Annotated in this window: 1 protein-coding gene; it reads left to right on the forward strand. The window is 51.2% G+C overall.

All coding sequences use genetic code 11. The features are described 5' to 3' along the window. On the forward strand, positions 1-258 hold a 258-nt coding region (locus AAEZ06_RS27665), incomplete at both ends, for a DUF2345 domain-containing protein (RefSeq protein WP_350617326.1).

Raw genomic sequence — 258 nt, forward strand, 5'->3', positions numbered from 1 at the left:
GTACTGAGACTCCATAGCCGAGATAGTATTGAGATTATCGCGCCTGATACGCTGACCCTAAAAGCGGCGGGCAGTGGCATTGAGCTATCGGGTGGCAATGTGACGTTTATCACACCGAAGCAAGTGGGGTATAAGGCGAGTAAGGTGGATTGGGGCAGTGGGGGTGGTGAGGCTTTAAACTTAGTGATGAAGCAGATGCAGTTTGAAGCTTGTGAGAAGTTGTCAGAGCAGGCTGAGGACAATCACGCTGCTAGTACC

Source organism: Pseudomonas sp. HY7a-MNA-CIBAN-0227, from assembly GCF_040310325.1.
Classification (GTDB): Bacteria; Pseudomonadota; Gammaproteobacteria; order Pseudomonadales; family Pseudomonadaceae; genus Aquipseudomonas.